The sequence below is a fragment of the Acetobacter oeni genome, from assembly GCF_011516825.1.
Classification (GTDB): Bacteria; Pseudomonadota; Alphaproteobacteria; order Acetobacterales; family Acetobacteraceae; genus Acetobacter; species Acetobacter oeni.
In genome coordinates, this window is record NZ_WOTA01000012.1 from 55,043 (window position 1) to 71,689 (window position 16,647).

Annotated in this window: 8 protein-coding genes; 7 read left to right on the forward strand and 1 reads right to left on the reverse strand. The window is 61.0% G+C overall.

Features of this window, described 5'->3' with window-relative positions:
• Positions 1-278: 278 nt before the first annotated feature.
• Positions 279-3,794, reverse strand: a complete 3,516-nt coding sequence (gene metH, locus GOB90_RS09640; RefSeq protein WP_146887756.1) for a methionine synthase — start codon at positions 3,792-3,794, stop codon at positions 279-281.
• Between the two features lie 142 nt (positions 3,795-3,936).
• On the opposite strand from metH, the gene GOB90_RS09645 reads away from it, so the two are divergent.
• From GOB90_RS09645 to GOB90_RS09675, 7 genes are all read left to right on the forward strand, one after another.
• The gene (locus GOB90_RS09645) at positions 3,937-4,386 is read left to right on the forward strand and encodes a hypothetical protein (protein ID WP_146887754.1); all 450 of its coding nucleotides are present in this window, start codon (positions 3,937-3,939) and stop codon (positions 4,384-4,386) included.
• Positions 4,387-4,709: 323 nt separating this feature from the next.
• Positions 4,710-6,887 (forward strand): peptidase domain-containing ABC transporter, encoded by a 2,178-nt coding sequence (locus tag GOB90_RS09650; RefSeq protein ID WP_146887808.1) that lies wholly within the window; start codon positions 4,710-4,712, stop codon positions 6,885-6,887.
• 2 nt (positions 6,888-6,889) lie between these two features.
• Positions 6,890-8,350, forward strand: a complete 1,461-nt coding sequence (locus tag GOB90_RS09655; RefSeq protein WP_146887752.1) for an HlyD family type I secretion periplasmic adaptor subunit — start codon at positions 6,890-6,892, stop codon at positions 8,348-8,350.
• 243 nt (positions 8,351-8,593) lie between these two features.
• Positions 8,594-10,396, forward strand: a complete 1,803-nt coding sequence (locus tag GOB90_RS09660; RefSeq protein WP_146887750.1) for a tetratricopeptide repeat protein — start codon at positions 8,594-8,596, stop codon at positions 10,394-10,396.
• A gap of 15 nt (positions 10,397-10,411) precedes the next feature.
• Positions 10,412-13,837 (forward strand): glycosyltransferase, encoded by a 3,426-nt coding sequence (locus tag GOB90_RS09665; RefSeq protein WP_261765952.1) that lies wholly within the window; start codon positions 10,412-10,414, stop codon positions 13,835-13,837.
• A 101-nt stretch (positions 13,838-13,938) separates the two neighbouring features.
• Entirely contained in the window at positions 13,939-15,117 is a 1,179-nt protein-coding gene (locus tag GOB90_RS09670; protein ID WP_146887748.1) for a hypothetical protein, read from the forward strand.
• A gap of 170 nt (positions 15,118-15,287) precedes the next feature.
• Positions 15,288-16,634, forward strand: a complete 1,347-nt coding sequence (locus tag GOB90_RS09675; RefSeq protein ID WP_146887746.1) for a glycosyltransferase family 4 protein — start codon at positions 15,288-15,290, stop codon at positions 16,632-16,634.
• The last annotated feature ends 13 nt before the right edge of the window (positions 16,635-16,647 follow it).

Below are 16,647 nucleotides of genomic sequence, written 5' to 3' on the forward strand. Positions count from 1 at the left end.
GCGATAGTTACGCAGAGGGCTCTGCCCGAACCCGGCAGGGGCCAAAGGCCCCTGCACCCCAATCTGCTGATAAATAAACCGGTTTCCAAAGGCCCCGGCCTTTGGTGGGTTTCAGGGCAAAGCCCTGAGAAAAGCAGTAATATTTAATAAGAAACAGCCAGATCTGGCGCGGGTGTCGGCCAGACCAAGCTTGTACACATCATTACGAACAGATCCTGATGTAGCTGCCGGCTCCCGTGAACGGCTTTTCCTGTAGCATTGCGCCGGAAAAGCCGTGATCAGACTGTAAAGTATTTGGCATGGGGGTTGAGGATCACCAGGGCCGAAGTCGATTGTTCGGGGTGGAGCTGGTAGCCATCCGAGAGGGAGACGCCGATGCGTTCGGCATCGAGAAGTTTCAGAATGGGTTCCTGATCTTCCAGACGCGGGCAGGCGGGATAGCCGAAGGAGTAGCGGGAGCCGCGATAGCCCTGGCTGAGGAGCTTATCCATATCGCGGTCGTCTTCGGCGGAGAAGCCGAGTTCGGCTCGGATGCGTTTATGAGTGTATTCGGCCATGGCCTCGGCGATCTCGACGGAGAGGCCGTGGAGATAGAGGTAGTCCTGATAACGATTTTCCTCGAACCAGTCGCGGGCGATGTCGGAGGCTTTCTGGCCGACGGTAACGACCTGGAGACCGATGACGTCGCGCTGCTCGTCGTCCACGTCACGCACGAAATCAGCGATGCACTCACCGTCCTCGCGGGGCTGGCGGGGCATGGTGAAGCGGGCGACTTCGGTGGTACCGTCCTCAGCGAAAAGAATAAGATCGTTGGCCTGCCCTGCGGCTTTCCAGTATCCGTAGGAAGCGCGGGGTGTGAGGATGTTATCGGCTTCAGCAAGGGTGAGCATGCGGCGCAGCACCGGACGGAGTTCCTGATCGGCCCATACCAGGAAATCATCAAGTGAGCGGCCCTGTTTTTTGAAGCCCCACTGAAACTGATAGAGTGAGCGTTTGTTCAGGAAGGGCAGAACCGCGTTCGTATCGGCTTCGAGCTTGCGCGGTCCCCAGAAAGGCGGCGTGATGACGGGTTCGTCTTTTGTCAGACGATGACGGCGTTTTTGCACGGCGATGACATCGACGGGACCGAAGCCGCGCTCTTCGGCGGTCTCGGGCGTGCGCGGGGTATTACGGCTGGCCTTGCCCTCGCGACGTCTGGCGATGGCGGCGCAGTAATCGTCGAATTTGCCCTGAACGACGTGATCCATGAGGGAAAGACCGTCGAAGGCGTCCCGGGCATACACGACGCGGCCGGTTGTGCCGTAAGCGGCGACACAGTCTTCCTCGACATAATTCCGGGTGAGCGCCGCGCCGCCGAGGATGACGGGGAGGTCCATATCCTGACGGGCGATCTCCTGGAGATTTTCCCTCATGATGACAGTAGATTTCACAAGCAGGCCGGACATGCCGATGGCATCCGCCTTGTGGATGCGGGCGGCTTCGATCATGTCGGCGACGGGGATTTTGATGCCGAGATTGATGACACGGTAGCCGTTATTGGTGAGGATGATATCGACAAGGTTCTTGCCGATGTCATGCACGTCGCCCTTGACGGTGGCCAGCACGATGATGCCGCGCGCCTGCCCTTCCTTCCGCTCCATATGCGGTTCAAGGTAAGCGACGGCGGTTTTCATGGTTTCGGCGGATTGCAGCACGAAAGGGAGCTGCATTTTGCCGGAGCCGAAGAGTTCGCCGACGACTTTCATGCCATCGAGCAGGACGGTGTTGATGATGTCGAGCGGAGCCATGGTCTGCATCGCCTCTTCGAGATCGGCTTCCAGACCTTTGCGGTCGCCGTCGACGATGCGGTCTTTGAGACGCTCAGGGGCGGTTTCGGCTTTAACTTTCTTGGCGACATCGGCGGCCTTGCGACCCGCGAAGAGTTCGAGCAGGCGCTGGAGCGGGTCGTAATCTTCGGTTCTGCGATCGAAGATAAGATCTTCGGCGACGCGGACTTCTTCTTCGGCGATGAGGTGCAGCGGGCGGATTTTCGAGACGTGGACGATGGCGCCGGTCATGCCGGCTTTGACGGCGTGGTCGAGGAAGACGGAGTTGAGCACGGCGCGGGCGGCGCGGTTCAGGCCGAAGGAGATGTTCGACAGGCCGAGGACGATCTGGATCTCGGGGAACCGCTCGCGGATGAGGCGGATGCCTTCGAGGGTCCATTCGCCGAGTTTGCGGTCATCCTCCACGCCGGTGGCGATGGTGAAGGTCAGCGGATCGATCATGAGATCGGACTGCGGCAGGCCGTACTGCGTGCAGGCGAATTCGACGAGGCGGGTGGCGATCCGGAGTTTGTCTTCCGGGGTTTTGGCCATTCCGACTTCATCGATGGTGAGTGCGACGACGGCGGCGCCAAATTTACGGGCCAGTTTCATGCGCTCATGCGCGATGTCTTCGCCGTCCTCGAAGTTGATCGAGTTGATGATCGGTTTGCCGCCATGGAGTTTAAGGGCGGATTCGATGACGGGTGTTTCGGTGGAGTCGATGACCAGCGGGGCGTTCACTGAGGAGGTGAAGCGGCGGACGACCTCGTCCATTTCGACGATTTCGTTACGGCCGACGAAGGCGGTGCAGATATCGAGTGCGTTGGAGCCTTCGGTGGCCTGTTCGCGGCCGACGGCGACGCAGCCGTCCCAGTCGTTAGCTTCCTGGAGTTCGCGCCATTTCTTCGAGCCGTTGGCGTTGCAGCGTTCGCCTATGGAGAAGTAGGCGTTTTCCTGACGCAGCGGGGTCTGGCTGTAGAGGCTGGCGACGGAGGGGACCCAGTTCGGGCTGCGCTTTACGGGCGCGGGGCGGTGTTTTCCGCTCGGCGCGCGGCTGCGGAGCATGGCGTCGAGGGCGGCGATATGGGGGGTGGAGGTGCCGCAGCAGCCGCCGACGATGTTCAGGCCGTCTTCGACGACGAAGCGCTCGACCCAGCTGGCCATTTCGTCCGGGCCGAGGGGGTAACAGGTCTCGCCGTTGACGAGTTCGGGCAGGCCGGCGTTTGGCTGGACGGAGAGCAGGCCGGGCCAGTTTTCGGCGAGCCAGCGGACGTGTTCGGCCATTTCCTGCGGGCCTGTGGCGCAGTTGAGGCCCATCAGATCCACGTCGAGACTGTGGATGACAGTGGTGGCGGCGGCGATATCCGGGCCGACGAGGAGGGTCCCTGTGGTTTCGACGGTGACCTGAACGAAGATCGGGGTTTTCGTGCCGAGTTCGTCGCGGGCGATTTTCATGCCGTTGACGGCGGCCTTGATTTGCAGCGTGTCCTGGCAGGTTTCGATGAGGATGGCATCGACGCCGCCTTCGATCAGTCCCCTGCCCTGCTCGGCGAGACCGGCTTCGAGCGTGTCGTAGTCGATATTACCGAGGGAGGGCAGTTTGGTGCCGGGGCCGACGGAGCCGATGACGTAGCGGTGCCGGTTGTCATCGAAGCTGTCGGCGGCCTCACGCGCCAGGGTTGCGGCGATGCGGTTGATGTCGCGGGCCTGATCCTGGAGGCCGAATTCGGAGAGGGTGAGGGGCGAGCCGCCGAAGCTGTTGGTCTCGACCATGTCGGCCCCGGCCTCGAAATAGCCGCGATGGATTTCCCGGATGAGTTCGGGCCGGGAGAGGTTGAGGATTTCGGTGCAGTTCTCCTGTCCCCGGTAATCCCGTTCGGTATCGAGGTCGAGAACCTGGACACGTGAGCCCATGCCGCCGTCGCAGAGGAGGACCTGTTCGCGGAGGGCTTCGAGGAGAGGGGGGCGCGGGGATCTGGCCGAGGTCATTGCCTGTGTACCGGAACTGGGGGAAAACGGAGGGTGCCCGTCATGCGAGGCATCGGAAGACGGCGGTTATCACAGAGGGTGTGGCGGCTGTCCAGAATGCATTGGCTGCGTTTTGCCGGGGCGGGAGACAGCCGGGCGGTTCATGACAGGCGATTCTTATCAAATTCCACTTATTATTACGACGCCGGAGCAGGTTTCGGACTGGTCCGGCGAGCGCAGAAGCACGGCGCTGCTTCTGGATGCGACGGAATCCGGGTTTTTCGATGATGTGAGGGGATGGCTGGAGGTCGTATCGGCTGACAGGGCGAGGTCCGGGTTCATGGCTGTGTCGGCCGGACCGTCACCCGTCAGAGCGGGACACGCTGTCGGGAAGATGCGGGCATCGCATGGGACCGCCTGTACCTGCTGTGTGGTGCGAGCGCCGGTCGCCGCTCAGATGCTGGCGCTGTTTCAGGCGCGTGCGCGGGGGCTGCGCGGATTTTTCCGGTCGATTGTACTTGTTGTCTCTCCGGGGCAGGTTACGGCGGTCGAAGCCTCGCTTCAGGCGGATTCTCCCGTGCTCAGTCTGTTTAAAATTCAGGCTGAGAGGTAACGAAAAATCATTCTTCTTAATATAAATTGCTGCGGGAGCCGTGAAATGCAGCGGATATCCGGGTAATAAGCCGGCACTGTTGCCGGAAAACAGGTCGTGACGTCGTAATTCATGCATTGGGCAGCGACATTCCGGTTTGTGTGGTAGAGGCCGTTCAGCGTTTTGCCGGGGGGTGAGACGCTGACAAGTTTTGTAGAGGACGATCTGTGGATCCAGACGATCACGCGCTTGGCGCTCCTGACCCGGACGGGTATTCCCGTGAGACATCCGGCGAGGACACAGCTGAGTCTTCCTCTGGCCAGACGGCGCGCCCTTCTCCGGCGATGATCCGGTTGCGGGCCGTCATCGCCGCAGCCCATTTCCACGGACTTGAACTGGACGTCCGGGATTTTGCGGCCGAACCGGGAGAAGCATCTCCCTCCCCCGCGACGCTGGCGCGCTGGCTGAACGACCAGGGCGCGGTCGCCAAGGGCATGAACATCAAATGGCGTTATCTCATCAGGATGAGCAATTCGCCGCCCATCGTTCTGATGTTCCGCGACGGTTCCGCCGCGATCATGGTCAACGCGGATGCGGAGCGGGGTGTTGTCTGGCTGCGCGATCCGCTGACGGGTGAGAGCCAGCCGCCTGTTCCGGTCGATGAAATGCGGCTGACGCAAATCTGGACCGGCGATATTCTTCTGATCAAGCGCCGCAAGGATCAGAGCGAGGCGGATGCGCCGATCAATGTGGGCTGGCTTGCCAAGATGGTGCTGCGCGAGAAGAAATCTCTGCGCGACATCGCTTTTGCCTCCATGACGCTCAGTATTCTGCAGATTTTTCCGCCGCTGATCGTCATGCAGGTCATCGACCGCGTGGTGAACAACCGGTCGATGGCGACGCTGGTCTCCATTGTGGCGATCGTGCTGGTTCTGTCCTTCTATGAAGTCCTGCTGTCCTACGGGCGCCGGGAACTGACGCTCGTTCTGACCACCCGCATTGATACACGGCTTTCGCTGCATATTTTCTCGCGCCTTCTCGCGCTGCCTCTGGAGTATTTCGAGCGGCAGCAGGCGGGTAACATCATCGGTCGTGTGATGGCGATCTATAAGGTGCGTGACTTCATGACCGGTCGGCTCATGTCGACATTTCTCGACATGTTCACGCTGGTGGTCATCCTGCCTTTCCTTTTCTATCTCAGTTCCACCCTGGCCTGGATGACGGTTGCGGCATCGGGTGTGATCGGTCTGATCATCGTGGTCTTCATGGGACCGATGGCCCGGGTTTTCACCAAGCTGATCCATGCCGAGATGGAGCGGAATTCGGTCATGTATGAGACGGTGGCCGGTATCCGCACGATCAAGACGCTGGCGCTCGAGCCGACCCGCAAGCAGGACTGGGATGTCCGGACGGCGGACGTGGTGCGCTGGAAGCTGGCGGCGGGCCGGATGGGGAACTGGCCTTCGACGCTGACCATGCCGCTTGAGATGTTCATCAATCGCGGCATCATTCTTGTGGGCGCCTATCTTGTTCTGACCAACGCAAGCAATGTCGGGATCGGCGCTCTGGTGGCGTTCATGATGCTGGGTGGCCGTGTGGCAGCGCCTCTGACCGGTCTGGCGAAACTGCTCGACGATCTGAACGAGGTGACGACATCGCTGGGCGAGGCGGGATCGGTGCTGAATCAGCCGACCGAAACGAAGGCGCTGACGACCGGCATGCGGCCCCGGATCAAGGGGGCATTGTCCTTCATTGATGTGAACTTCTGCTATCCGGGCAGCACCACCAAGGCGCTGAACGACGTGTGCTTCGAAATCCCGGCCGGCACGATGCTTGGCCTGGTCGGGCGCTCGGGCTCGGGTAAATCAACGATTACGCGTCTGCTTCAGGGTGTGAGCCGGTCGTATACCGGTTATCTGAAGCTCGATGGCGTGGATCTGCGCGAGATCAATCTGACTCATCTCCGCCGGTCTTTCGGCGTGGTGTTGCAGGATAACTTCCTGTTTCGCGGCACAATCCGGGAGAACATCACGGCCGGGCGGCCGGGCCTGACGATTGACGATGTGGTGAGGGCGGCCCGGCTTGCGGGTGCTGAAGAGTTCATCGAGCGGATGCCCGCCGGGTATGAGACGTGGATTGAAGAGGGATCGACCAATATCTCCGGTGGTCAGAGGCAGCGGCTTGCCATTGCCCGCGCGGTGATTTCAGATCCGAAGCTAATGATTCTTGACGAGGCGACATCGGCGCTCGATCCGGAGAGTGAGGCGCTGGTCAATGCGAATCTTGAGCGCATCGGCCAGGGACGCACGATGGTCATCGTATCTCACCGCCTGTCTTCTCTTGTGAACTGTGATCAGATTATGGTTATGGAACGGGGTGAGGTCGCGGATATCGGACCACATGAAGTCCTGCTTGAACGCTGCGCGATCTATCGTACTTTGTGGATGCAGCAGAACCGGCATACCAGCAGTCGCGGCGCTGCGAAGAATAGTGCTGCACCGCTGATTGCCGAGGAAGACTGAGCATGAGCGCACATGACATTGTCCCGGCTCCCGAAGGCGACGAAAAAGACGGCGACAGGAAACCGAAAGATTTTCTGCCTCAGGCGGATGACCCTTTCGCGCCGGGGGATCTGCCGCCGGCGCTGCTGGAGTTTCATTCGCCGAGCGCGGCGCTTGTCAACATGCCGCCCACACCGACGGCACAGTATATTTCATGGATCATCGGCGCGCTGACACTGGCCAGTGTCATTGTTATGGCCGTGTTCCCGCTGAACAGGGTCGTGACCTCTCCGGGGAAAATCGTCTCGACGCAGCAGACGCTTGTTGTACAGCCGCTTGAGACGTCGATCATTCACAGTATCGATGTGCGCGAGGGGGATTTTGTCCATAAAGGGCAGATACTGGCGCATCTCGATCCCACGATTAACGATGCCGATCTGACCAACATGCAGGCTCTGTCCGAGAGCTATGGCGCTGAAGTGGATCGTCTGACGGCTGAAGCGCAGGGGCGTGACTATACGGCGGATAAGAACAACCCGTCCTCGCTTCAGCAGGTTGCGACGTTCCTGCGCCGCAAGGCCGAGTATGATGCGAAGATCAGCGGTTATCAGGAGCAGATGGCCGCGCAGGCCAGTGATCTTCAGGGATATCAGGCCAATGCCGCGATGTATGCCGCGCGTGCGAAGGTCGCAAGGGATGTTCACAGCATGCGGGCGCGGCTGCAGGCCGATCAGGTGGGCAGTCGTCTGTCCACTCTTGGCGCGCAGAACGATCTGATGGAAGTCGAGCGGTCCGAGATTTCGTCCCGGCAACAGGCCACCTCCGCCCAGAGCAAGATACGGGCGCTGGCGGCGGAGCGTCAGGGTTACATCGAGACGTGGAAAGCCGAGGTTTACAAGGATCTCAGTGACGCACAGCGCCGGCTGTCCGAGGCGGAGAGCAACTATCAGAAAGCAAAACTCCGCAAGAGCATGATTCTGCTCAAATCCGGGGAAGACGCGATCGTGCTGACCGTTGCCAAACTGTCGATGGGCTCGGTCATGACCACGGGATCGGAACTGATGACACTGGTTCCGGTCGGCAGCGGGCTTGAGGTCGAGGCAACGCTTCGCGGGTCCGATGCCGGGTTTATCCGGCTTGGTGACAAGGCGCTGCTGAAATTCGCGACTTTCCCCTTTGCGCAGTATGGCGGTGCCGAGGCAACAGTCCGTGAGATCAGCGCCGACTCTTTCGGAGCGCAGGGCAAACCGGAATCCGGCGCGGGATCGCCGGCGGGACAGGCGCCTGATCAGAACCCGGCAGAGACCTATTACCGGCTTCGGTTGCGGATTGACCGTTACACCCTGCACGGCGTGCCTGCCTTCTTTCATCCGCAGCCCGGCATGCCGGTTACGGCGGATATTCAGGTTGGCAAGCGCACGATCATGCAGTTTCTGCTGAACAGCATCATGCCTATGGTGACTGACGGCATGAGAGAGCCCTGAGGATTATACGGCAGAAATTTTTGCCGGACTAAGAGCGTGATCCGGACGGGGCGAGTGAAGTAGCCACGGCATCCGGCCGGCACGCCATACGATGTATTTTATTATCGGCAACGGATATGGTGTGGCCCGGACAGCCAGGAGCTCCGTTCGGGTCACACATGCTGAATTTCAGACAGGCTGGCGGCACGATCCGGCTTATCTTCCACAGATGGCATAATGTGACCGTGGCCAGGGAGGATGAATTTGGGACTGCTTTCACGTCTGCTCGCGCGCCGGTCGCCAAAAGCAAGGCTGCAACATGGCCTTGATCTGATTGAGCAGGAAGATTTTACCGCCGGCTTTGCAGAAATCAGTGCCGCGGCGAAGGCTGGCCTGCCTGAAGCGGGATTTCGCCTCGGGCGGCTGTATCTCGATGGGGTCGGCGTTCCGCGTGATCTCGTCGAAGGCGCCCGCTGGATGCGCCGTTCGGGGCAGGCTGGCTGGACTGAGTCCCGGTTTGTACTGGCGACGCTTTATCTGATCGGTCTTCCGGACGCCGTTGAAAACGATGAATTCGGACTGTCCGACGTGGCGCAGCCTGTCACCGGAACGCCGGATTATCGCAAGGCGGCGCACTGGGCTGCTCTGGGGGCGCAGGACGGATTGCCCGATGCGCAGGCGCTGTATGGCTATGTGCTCAGCGTCGGCCCGGAAGACATTCAGAATCAGACCGAGGCGCTTGTCTGGTATGGCAGGGCGGCGGAGGCCGGTTGCGCGCAGGGACATCTGGGTCTGGGGCTGGCCGCTCTGAATTCAGCGACGAACATGGAAGAGCAGGCTAAGGCGGTCCGTCACCTTCGCATCGCGGCGGATGGTGAAGTGGGATCGGCCCTGTATCTCATGGGGATTATCTGCGAACGCGGTGCCGGTGTGCCACAGGATGTCGCGGCCGCGACAAAATATTATGGCAAGGCGGCCGAACATAATATCCGGTCGGGCCAGGCCCGTTATGGTCTCGCGCTGCTTGAGGGACGCGGCATCGGGCGTGATCCTGTCCGTGGTGAAACCTGGCTGCGCAAAGCGGCCGTCGCCGGTGATTTTGAAGCTGCGGCGATGCTTGGCGACATGCATGCCCGTGGTGGCGATGCGACCCCCAACTATCTTGAAGCGGCCAGATGGTATCAGCTTGCCGGCGAAGGTGGCCATGCGGCGGCGGCCCGTGCGCTCGGGCTGCTCTATCTGACCGGCTCCGGCGTTGAACGGAACGCCGGTCTGGCGGCGCACTGGTTCAGGCTGTCATCGGAACATGGCGACGCGGCTGGCACGACCGATCTGGCGAATCTCATTCTGCTGGGCAATGGCTCGCCGGAAGATCGGGTCAGGACACGGGAGCTTTATGAAAAGGCCGCGCGGAGCGGCGATCTGGTGGCGGCCTTCAATTTCGGTGTCTGTCTTGCCGAGGGGGTCGGGACAGAGCAGGATGAGCAGGAAGCTGTCCTGTGGATGCGCAAGGCGGCGGAAGGTGTTGTTAACGCGCAGTACTGGTATGGCCGCATGCTTCTCGAAGGCCGGGGCAGCGAGCCGCGCGAGGAAGAAGGGCGCGACTGGATTCGCAAGGCGGCGGAGACGGGCATGGCGGATGCGGAGTTTCTGTACGGTCAGCTTCTGTTGTCCGGACGCGGTGGCTTACGCGACCATGCGGAAGCGGCGCGGATGTTTGAGCTGGCGGCGAACCAGGACAATGTTGCCGCCATGTTTGCGTGCGGTGCCATGCTGGGCGGCGGACATGAGATTCCGGAAGACCGGCTCCGGGCTTTCGAATGGTTCCATCGGGCGGCCAGTCGCGGACATGCGGGGGCACAGCTGATGATGGGACGATATCTCACACGCGGCCTCGCCGGGCGCACGGATCTCACCGAGGGGCGCCTCTGGTACAAGAAAGCCGAGGCGCAGGGCATTGCGCAGGCGGCGGCCGAGCTGTCGCAGCCTGATCGCGATGAGAGAGCCGCGAAAGCGAAAGAAGCAATGCCGGCTGTCGATGCGGCGCCCGCACATGCCACCGGCTGAAGCACATCTGGCGACGTGAGACATCGAAAGCGCAACGCATCCGCCGCTGGTGCAGCCTCTTCTTCTCAGGCTTCCGCGCTGGCGCTGACACCGGAAACCGGACAGCCCGCTTCTCCCCGAACGCGTTCCGGACCGGCGCCACCGCCCGGACTGATAACGGGAGAGGATCGCGCCAACTGGAAGCGTCAGGCCGATGAACAGGCTCAGGAGGCTTTTCGTCAGGGGCAGCAGAGCTGGAGCGCGGGCGATCATGCGGCGGCATTGCGCTGGCTGGAACGGGCGCATCGTATGGCGCCGGAAAGCCCCAATGTCGCGTTCTTCCTGGCTGGCGTCAGACAGGCCAACGGATTTCGCGACGAGGCCATAACCCTTCTTCAGAATCTGTCACGGCGCTACGATTTTCGCCAGGGCTGGACGCTTCTGGCTGCGGCTTTGCTGAATGCAGGGCGAACGGGCGAAGCCTTGCAGGCGCTCTCGGAAGTGCTGTCCCGGCATGTCTGCGACGATGCTCTCGTGCGTCTTGCTGACCGTATCGTTGCGGCGGCGGGCGCGCCGGGATGGTGCGGGATCGACAGGCGCGGTGCTGTCCGGCCGGGGGGCAGGTTTCTGCGGGATCTGCCAGCCCGGACCGGACGACGGGGGAAGGACGCGGCGGGACGCGGGCGTCGTCCGGCGGCCGGGATGCCGGAGGGGCTGTCTCTCGAAGTTGACGGCGTGGCCTGCGAGACCGGGAATCTGGCTGATGATCTTCTGTGGCCGTCGGAAGTCGGGCGGCGATGGAGCGGCGCTGACACGGTCGCGGTCTGTTTTGAAGACGTGCCTCTGGTCGGATCGCCATTGCGGCCTGGCGTTGCGACCCGAACGGAAGGAATCGTTCAGGCGGGACCGGACGGGCTGACGGGATGGGTCTGGCATCCGAACGATCCCGGGCAGGCACCACTGATCCGGATTTTCAGTGAGGGCCAAGGTGAAAGTGAGGGCCAGAGTGAAACTGTCCTGTCACTGACCGCAGAGGCGTTTTCCACTGATGTAAGCTCCGATATTCCGGTGGCGCGTTACCGGGCGATTGCGGTGCCGTGGTCCGATCTGCCTGACGGCATGATTCACGTGCGGAGCGAAGCCGGGAAGGATCTCACGGGGAGTCCGCTTGATCCTGGTCTGGAACGGCGCGCGGCGCGATGGGCGGCCCGACAGGCCTGTTCCGTCAGTATGCAGGGCGAGCCCCCGCGTGAACCGCCACCGCCGTTTATGCCGGTTCCGGTCACGACGGCGCCCTGCGATGCGCCTGTTGTTTCGGGACATTTCGCTGCCGGCACCCGGCCGGGGATCATGGTGATTGTGCCGGTTTACCGGGATGTTCAGCGGACCCGCGCCTGCCTGAACAGTCTTCTGACAACGCTGCGGACGGCGGAGAGTGCGGTTCCGGAGGCTCGGGTTTTCGTTATCGACGATGCGTCTCCGGAGCCGGGCATGACCAGGATGCTGGAGGAGATTGCCGGGGAGACGTGCGTCACGGTTGTGCGTAACACGCGTAATCTCGGATTTTCGGCATCGGTGAATGTCGGTCTTCGGGCCGCGCTTCCTGTTCGGACAGGAAGGCGGCGTGGAAAAAATTCTGACGGATATGATGTTGTTCTGCTGAACAGCGATACGCTGGTGGCTGACGGGTGGCTGGAGGAATTGCAGGCGGTTGCCTGGTCGGATGCCGCGATCGGGACGGTTACGCCGCTCTCTAACGATGCGACCATCATGTCGTATCCGGATCTCACCCGAAACACTGTTCCCACGCTGGCACGGACGCAGAGAATGATGCGACTGGCGCGCATGGCCAATGGCGGAACGGCGATCGACGTGCCGACGGCGCATGGTTTCTGCATGTATATAAGGCAGGACTGCCTGAAACAGACGGGGCTGCTCCGCGCGGATCTGTTCGCGCAGGGCTACGGGGAAGAGAATGACTTTTCTCTGCGGGCGCGTTGTCTGGGGTGGCGCAATGTGGCCGCGCCGGGGGCGTATGTCGCGCATGTGGGTTCGGTCTCGTTCGGGGCCACGCGCAACGCTTTGCTGACGCGGAATCTTGCGCTGCTGAACCGGCTGCATCCGGGTTATGACGCGCTGATCGGCGCGCATGTGGCCGCCGACCCGCTGTTTGAGGTCCGCCGCCGGCTCGATCTGTTGCGATGGCGGCGGAGCTGGCCGGCCGGTCCGGCATCTGAATCCGGCGCACCGGTCCGGAAAAATGCCGACAGGAAAAGGACTTCCACAAAACGCTCGGTCATTCTCGTGACCCATGATTATGGCGGAGGCGTCGAACGGGTGGTGCGCGCCCGGGCGCGCAGGCTTCGGGAGGACGGGATACAACCGGTTATCGTCCGGCCTGTCGAAGGCGGCTGCCGGATTGACGGCTGGCGAGCGGATAGTGCGGGAGAGACGGACCGGCTGAACGCTAAACTTCCGGATTCCGCTGACGGACTCTACCCCGGTCTGAGATTCCGGCTTCCGGAAGAATGGCCGGCGCTGCTGCGGGTTCTGACAGCCGGGCGGGTTCTGCACATTGAGTGGCACCATGCCAGCGGGCATCACATGGCGATGCGCGAGCTCGCAGCGGCTATTGGCGTGCCCTATGATGTTTATGTTCATGATTACATCTGGTTTTGTCCGCGCATTTCCCTTCTGGGTGTTGCCGGGCGGTATTGTGGCGAACCCGATCTGGCCGGGTGTGAGCAGTGTCTGGCGGTCCTCGGGCGCAATGTCCGCGACGATCTGCCTCTTGCCGACTACATCTTACGTTCCGCTGAAGAACTGAAATCCGCCCGCGCCGTTGTCACGCCATCCGAAGATGCCGCGCGACGGATGCGGCGTCACTTTCCGGACGTGCGGTTCAGCGTGGAACCGCCGGAGGACGACAGGCCGGATCTGGATCTGGCAGAGTTCAGTGACGTGGCCGCCAGCGGAAAAACATCGGGACCGGGCGCGGTGACATCGCCCCGGACAGACCGGTTCCGGATCTGCGTCATCGGGGCGATCGGGAAGGAAAAGGGCTACGACGTTCTGCTCGCCGCCGCGCGGGATGCCCGGGAGAAAACCCTGCCGCTCGAATACATTATCGCTGGTCACACACCGGACGATCTGGCGCTGATGGAGACCGGGCATGTTTACGTTACGGGGGCGTATAAAGAAGACGAAGCCATTTCCCTGATCCGCGCGCAGCAGGCCGATTACGGGTTTATTCCCTCCGTGTGGCCCGAAACATGGTGTCTTGCGCTTGGTGTTGCCTGGCGGGCCGGTCTTCGTGTCGCGGCCTTTGATATAGGCGCTGTTGCGGATCGGATACGGGCAACAGAAAGGGGGACTATTCTCCCTCCTGGTATATCGGCGGCCCGACTTAACGTGATATTGACCTCTCTGTGCCAGGGTTCGGTATCGGCACCAGTCCGGTGAATACCGGCTGAAACAGGAAATTGACCCCTGGCGGCCTTCGGTTTCGACCGGATCTGTCGGGTTAACATGACTTTTATTGTATAACCTACGGAACAAGCTTTATGTCCCAGAGTGGCCAGACACCAAATCAGAGCCGTATCACCGATCTTAAGGTCTCCGGTCATCTGATGACATTAGACCAGGGTTTATTCTGCGTCTTTCATGCCCCTTCTCAGGAGGCTCCGGCCCCGACCGGGCTGCCGGGCGTGCGCATTACTTTACCGCCGGCTCTTAATGACAGCGTAACCATCTCGACATTTGATCAGACCGGCTGGCTCGGGGGTGCAAATAACGCAGCTCTGATCCGCGTAACGCGCGGTCCTGCTCAGGTGCTGGTCACGATTTATCAGGAACTGAACTCGCAGCACGAGGCGCCGCGTCTTCAGGTTGTCAGACTGAGCGATGTGGGTGCGGCGGCGGCATCGGCCGGTGCACAGACACCTCGCATTCCGGTCGCGGCGGCGCCGGGCGTACAGGCGACAGCAGTAACGGCTCCCGCGGGCACCGACAGGAAGCCACCGGAAATTGCGGCCCATATCCAGCGTCGGGGTGATGTTGGCGTGCGGATCGGCGAGTGGATGGGGCAGCCGGGCAGCCGGGCCTGGATCGAAGGGTTCGGCATTTCCCCGGATATGCTGATCGGGCCTGAGGATATCGAATATCAGGCCGTGCTCGGAAAAGGGTGGCTGTCGCCATGGGCTGAAGGGGGTCAGTATTGCGGCAGCCGTGGCATGGCGCTTCCCATTCTCGGCCTGAAGATCCGGCTGAAAGGGGAGGCCGCAAAAAAATACAACTGTATGGTCGAGGCAACATTTACGGACGGCACGGAAATCGGCCCTGTTGATGACTCCGCCACTATAGAATCTGAAAAACTCGCGCCGCTTGAAGCCTTCCGGATCACGATTACGCCGAAAAGCCGTAAAGCCGCGGCAAAACGGGATGTGGAAGATCTCTTCGAAGAAGAGATTGAAGAAGATCTGGCTCTGCTTGAAGCTGCGGAAGAGCTTGAGGAAGTGGAAGAGATTTTTGCGGCTCCGGCTGGCCGCAGGCGTCAGCCCGCGCAGCCGAAAAAGGCGGCCGCCGCGAAAGGCGGGCGGGCGGCCAGCTCTGCGGCTCTGTCCCGGGAGCTGCCCGTGATGAAGAAAAGCGCACCGCAGAAAGCGGCGGCAAAAACAAAACCGGTCAAAGCCGCTGAAAAATCCGGCAGGGCAACGACCACCCGGAAAGGCGGCCGCCGGTAACACATAACCGGCTCCGATGGGACGGACGAATCCGTTCCATCGGTCATGCTCTGTTAATTATCGGCAGTTTTACTTTATGACCGCCGGTTTATGGCGGAACGGACAATCACTGACCGCCATGCGCAGGGAATGCCCCTGGCGGAGCTTCATTCTGAAATCAGGTTACGATTTTGAAATTCCTTTTTGTACACCAGAATTTTCCTGGCCAGTTCCTTCATATCGTGCGTCGCCTGGCAAAATCGGGAAACCATGAAGTTGTCTTCATCAGTGAAGGCAATGTGAATGCTATATCGGGTGTCAGACGCGTTATTTATCGCATGCCGACGAAGACGACCGACAGTGTGCATCCCGGCGCCAGGGAATTTGATCTCGGGCTGACACGCGCGGATGCTGTCGCGCAGGCAGCCATGACGTTACGAACTCTCGGTTTCGTACCGGACATTATCATCGGTCATCACGGATGGGGTGAGCTCCTCAATATGGAGGATGTTTTCCCCGGGGTGCCGCTTCTCGGTTATTTTGAATTTTTTTATCACACCGACAAATATGATGTTGGTTTCGATCCGGAATTTCCGCTCATTCCCGAAATGCTTCCGAAAATCCGGGCCAAGAACGCCATCAATCTTCAGGCTCTGAACAATCCTGGCCTGGGACAGACGCCGACGCTGTTCCAGCGCAATACATATCCGGAATGGGCGCAGTCACGGATTGCGGTACTGCGTGAAGGCGTGGATCTGGACCTTTGCGCGCCTGACCCGAAGGCCGCGAAGCGGACGTTGCAGATCAAAGACGTCACGATCTCGCCGAAAGATAAGCTGGTCACGTATGTTTCGCGCGATCTGGAGCCTTATCGCGGTTTCCATGTTCTGATGCGCGCCCTGCCCCGGATTCAGAAAGAGTGTCCGCAGGCCCGGATCATCATGGTGGGGGGCGATGGCGTCAGCTATGGCTCGCGGCTTGTGAATGGCACATGGCGGGAGAGGATGCTCTCCGAGCTCCAGGGCCAGCTTGATCTGAGCCGGATTCACTTCGTCGGAAAAGTAGCTTACGACGATTTCCGCGCATTGCTGAAGCGATCAGACGCGCATGTCTATCTGACCTATCCTTTTGTGGCGTCCTGGTCGTTGCGGGAGGCGATGGCGACGGGGTGTCCGATCGTCGGCAGCGACACGGCGCCGGTTCGGGAATTTATCGAGGATCGCCAGACGGGACTGCTGACTCCTTTTTCCGAGCCTCTGAGCATCGCGGACAATGTTCTCGAGATTCTTGATGACAGGCGTCTGGCAAAACGTCTCGGCGGGGCCGCCCGGGCGGAGGCGGAAGCGACGCTGTGTCTGAACGATTATCTGTCGCGTTATGAAGATCTGATTGAGCAGCTGACCGGGAAATCTCCATCACACGCTGCATCCGCACCGAAGCCGGCAGCGCGCCGCACGACGGCGGCCGCCGCCGCTCCGAAGAAGAAAGCGGTGGCTGTCAGAACGGTGACAGCCCGGACCACAAAAAAGAAGGGCTGACAACAGGCCGCTG